We start from the raw sequence: 3,971 nt of genomic DNA, 5'->3' as shown, positions 1-3,971 counted from the left end.
GTGTCATTCCAATCCTTGTTCAAGCGCCTCCGAGAGGCCGCCGGACACACCCCGCGCGGCAGGTCACGCCCCCGACTGCACGACCTGCGACATTATGCGGACGGCTGGGTTATGTCCCCTGCCAAGGTGATTCGGCTGGTGGGGACCGTACCGGTGGTGGTTTCGTCTACATAATCCTGGGCGGCTATCGGAGTCAGCGTTCCAGTGTGTCGAGCCAGCTGATCAGGGGGGTGTCGGTGGTCCAGTCCGGCAATGCATCGGGGGTCAGTGGCTCGTAGGCGCTTACGATCGCTTTGCGTTTGGTTTCGGCGTCTGCGCGAGCGTAGATCTCGGTGGTGGACACGTCGGCGTGGCCGAGCAGGTCGCGGATGTAGATCAGGTTGACGCCGGCCTGGATCAGGTGCATCGCTTTGCTGCGCCGCAGGGTGTGGGGTGTGACCGGCAGTCCGGGAGCCCAGCTGGGGTCGCGGTTGCGGACGGCTCGCACGTGGCGGGTCAGGAGCTTGGCGACTCCGGACCGGGTCATCCTGGAGTGGTTGGGTCCGTAAAACAGGGGGTCGGTGTCGGCGCCGAGGCCCGGGGTGCGGGTCGCGGTGCTCGAGGTAGTCGGTGACGAGCCGGGAGGTGGGGCCCATCAGGGGGACGTAGCGGATCTTGGATCCCTTGCCGCGGATCGTCACTGTCATCGGGTCGGAGCCGCGGATGTCGGCGACGTTGAGGTCGCAGAGCTCTTGGACGCGGGCGGCGGTGTCGTAGGCCAACGCCAGTAGGACGGTGTCCCTGACGGCGCGTGCGCCGACGGTGCCGGGTTCGGCGAGCAGCGTTTTGACTTCATCGCCGGTCAGGTGCCCCAGGTTCGGGGCCGGGGTGTTTTTCTGCCGGATCGCCAGGACTTGGGTGAGCTCATCGAGGCGGTCGGGCTGTTCGATGGCGGTGTAGCGGCAAAACGACTTGATCACCGCGAGACGCTGGTTGCGGGTGGTTGTCGAGCAGCCCCGTTCGGCCTGCAGCCAGTTCAGGAACCGCAGGATCCGTGGCCGGTCGATGTCGGCCAGGCGCAGTTTCTCGGGCGGGATGTGTTCGGCGTCTTTGAACCAGGTCAGCAGCAGCTTCATCGCGTCCCGGTAGGAGGCCACGGTCGCCGGTGAGGCGGAACGTTCGCCGGCCAGGTGATCGGTGAAGAACTTCGCCAGCCAGCGCCCAGCCAAATCCGGGGGCGGGGCAGGCCGCGGGCTCACGGCTGCTCCTCGGGCGGGGCGGAGATGACGGGGATGACGTAGCCGAACCGGAGTTGGGCTTTGGCCATCACGTCGGGGTAGGCGTCGGCGGTCAGCCGCAGGTAGTACTGGGTGCCGCGCAGGTCGGCGTGGCCCATGTAGCAGGCCAGGTAGGGCAGCATCACGGCCAGGTCGGCTCCGTCTTTGGCCCAGCGCCGCAGGTTGGTCACCGCGAAGCCGTGGCGCAGCGAGTGCGGATGGGGGCCGCCGACGAAATGCGGGATGCCAGCGTCGGCCAGGTAGCCGCGGAACCGCAGGTAGACGGTCGACTGGTTGATGGGCCTGCCCGGAGCCCGGCTGTAGAAGACGTGGTCGCCGGGCTCGGGCGCCGGGTGCGCGGCCGCCATATACCTATCCAAGGTTGCGGTGAGCCGGACGCTGATCGGGATGGTTCTGCGCGCACCGTTTTTCGAGTCGCGGATCTTCAGTGTCCCGCCGTCGGTGTCGACGTCCGGCAGGGTCAGGTTCAGCGCTTCAGAGACCCTCAGGCCGGCGCCATGGAGCACTCGGAACAAGACCGGGTCGACCATCGCCTTGTTCGTGAAACTGGACATGGGCTGGGTGTCGATCGCGGCGAACAAGCGGCGCACCTCGTCGTCGGTGAGCACATACGGCGGCTGGTGGCGCACATGGACCCGAGTTGTCGCGGCCGGGATGTAGGCGTGCCAGCCGACGCCTTGGGCGTGCTCGACCAGTTGGCGCAGCGCCAACTCGTTGCGTCGGGTCGTGGAAGACCGCAGGTGAGGGCCGTAGAGGAACCCCTCGACCGCCTCTTTGGTGATCGACCCGTCCGGGTGGCCCTCCCGCCGGCAGTGCTCGGTGAACTGGCGCAGGACCCGTTCCTGGATGTTGAACCGGTATCCGCCGGCGTGGCGCCCAGCGACCAGATCGGCGACCAGGTCGCGCAGCGTCGTGTCAGGCACCGCGCTCACCCGCCCCGGCCCGTTCGAGGATGTCCTCGACGTCCAATGCGCAACACCGCAGCCGTTCGACGTCGAACCGAAGGTAGTAGGACTGGGTCGTATCGCTTGAGGCGTGTCCTAACACCGCCGAGATCACCGGCATCGGCGCGCCGTTGCCGATCATGGCCACTGCCAGTGCGCCACGCAGCGAATGCATCCCGCAGACCTGTCCGGGTGGGAACACGATCCCGGCTCGGGCAGCGTGCCGCGAGAGCCGGGAGGCGACCGATGAGGCGCACCCGAACGTGTCGAACGGGTGACGGTGTTTGACGAACACCTTCGGGCAGGCGGTTTCGGGGCGCCCGCCCCGGATGTAGTCGATGATCGCCCAGCCGACGTCGGCCAGCAGCGGCAGCCTCAACGGTCGTCCCGTCTTGTGCTGCACGATCGTGATCTGCTTGGCCCGCCAGTCCAGGTCACCCAACTGCACGTGACGCAGATCCGAGATCCGAAGCCCCAGCCGAGCGGTTGCCAGGATCATCGCGTAATCACGTTTACCGGTGGCCGAGGCACGGTCGATCACGGCCAGCACTCGCCGGATCTCGTCTGCGGTCCACAGATGCGGCTCGGACTCGTGGCGGACGTGCCGGTGCGGCGGCAGCCGATCCGCCAAACCCTGCGGTGTCTTACCCGCAGCGGCCGAAAAGACCAAAAAGTCCGCCAGAGATGACCTCATCGACGCAATCGTCTTGCGTCGCAAGCCGCGCTGGTGCACCAAGAAGCCCGACACGTCGCGCACACCCAGCACCGCCAGGTTGTCGGCACCCACCTCGTGCAGGTAGCCCAAGAACCGGCTGACCGCCTTGTCCTTGGCGATCAAGGTCGCCTCGGCATTACCGCGCCGATGGCACGAAGCGAGGTAGCCGTCCCTGAGCGCACGGAACTTCACCGGACAGCCGTCCGCGGGCACGATGACCGACCGGTCAACCTCGACCGTCCGACCGGCCAGCGCCTCGGCCATCAACAGCACCGGCCGGCGGACCGCCGCGACATCCCTGTCCCTGACCGACTGCCGCAACGACCCCAACCTGACCCCGGTCTGGTTGGTGATGAAGTCGATACACACCTGCTCGCTGGCCGTGTCCAGGCCGCGCCCGGCCAAAAAGACCGCGAACCGATCCAGTACGACCTGGTAGCGAACGACGGTGCCCTCAGCCCTGCCAGCCTCGCGCAACACCGCCAACACAGCGCCGACGGCGGCCCTGACATCTGCGTCTCCCATGAGAATCACCTCTTCCGGTAGTGCAATGAACAAAGAAGCCATTCTTCGCCGATACCGGCTGCGGCCGCCGCCATCGACGGCCGATCCACGGCGCCCTACGGGCCAGCTCGACACACTGGGACGCTGACTTCGACCGCCGCCCAGGATTATGTAGACGAAACCACCACCGGTACGGTCCCCACCAGCCGAATCACCTTGGCAGGGGACATAACCCAGCCGTCCGCATAATGCCGGTTATGGGGAATTCCCCATAACCGGCACACCTTCGCCACCGCACACATGACCGTGGCCTACACCGGCGGCGGTGACCCCGTGAATCGCCCTGGAAATCCCGGAGGCTCCTGACCTTGGAAACGAGGATGCAGGTATGCCGAAGGAACAGTCTGCTGGAAAGCCCACGACACGTCGCTACAGCCCCGAGGAGAAGGCCGCCGCGGTCCGGATGGTGCGAGCCCTGCGCGCCGAGCTGGGCACCACGCAGGGCACCGTGCAGCGGGTGGCCACCCAGCT

At 66.9% G+C, this 3,971-nt stretch carries 3 protein-coding genes and 2 pseudogenes; 1 reads left to right on the top strand and 4 read right to left on the bottom strand.

What is annotated here, in order from left to right; translation table 11 throughout:
* Positions 1-193: 193 nt before the first annotated feature.
* The 4 genes and pseudogenes from JDV09_RS27065 to JDV09_RS25675 all read right to left on the bottom strand — a co-directional run bounded on the left by JDV09_RS27065 (position 194) and on the right by JDV09_RS25675 (position 3,461).
* A complete protein-coding gene (locus JDV09_RS27065; protein ID WP_304620853.1) occupies positions 194-553 on the bottom strand; it encodes a tyrosine-type recombinase/integrase in 360 nt (119 codons plus the stop codon).
* Positions 554-602: 49 nt separating this feature from the next.
* Positions 603-1,136, bottom strand: a pseudogene (locus tag JDV09_RS27580) (tyrosine-type recombinase/integrase); the annotation flags it as partial.
* A 98-nt stretch (positions 1,137-1,234) separates the two neighbouring features.
* Positions 1,235-2,200 carry a tyrosine-type recombinase/integrase gene (locus JDV09_RS25680; RefSeq protein ID WP_221371959.1) on the bottom strand — a complete coding sequence of 322 codons (966 nt, stop codon included), beginning with the start codon at positions 2,198-2,200 and terminating at the stop codon, positions 1,235-1,237.
* Positions 2,193-3,461, bottom strand: a complete 1,269-nt coding sequence (locus JDV09_RS25675) for a site-specific integrase (protein WP_221371958.1) — start codon at positions 3,459-3,461, stop codon at positions 2,193-2,195. Before JDV09_RS25675 ends, JDV09_RS25680 begins: the two co-directional genes overlap by 8 nt.
* Before the next feature lie 367 nt (positions 3,462-3,828).
* Between JDV09_RS25675 and JDV09_RS25670 the strand changes: the two are divergent.
* Positions 3,829-3,971 (top strand): annotated as a pseudogene (locus JDV09_RS25670) (IS3 family transposase); the annotation flags it as partial.

Origin of the sequence: Mycolicibacterium xanthum, from assembly GCF_019710635.1 — a bacterium.
GTDB classification, from domain to species: Bacteria; Actinomycetota; Actinomycetes; order Mycobacteriales; family Mycobacteriaceae; genus Mycobacterium; species Mycobacterium xanthum.
This window is presented reverse-complemented; position numbering and strand designations above follow the sequence as displayed.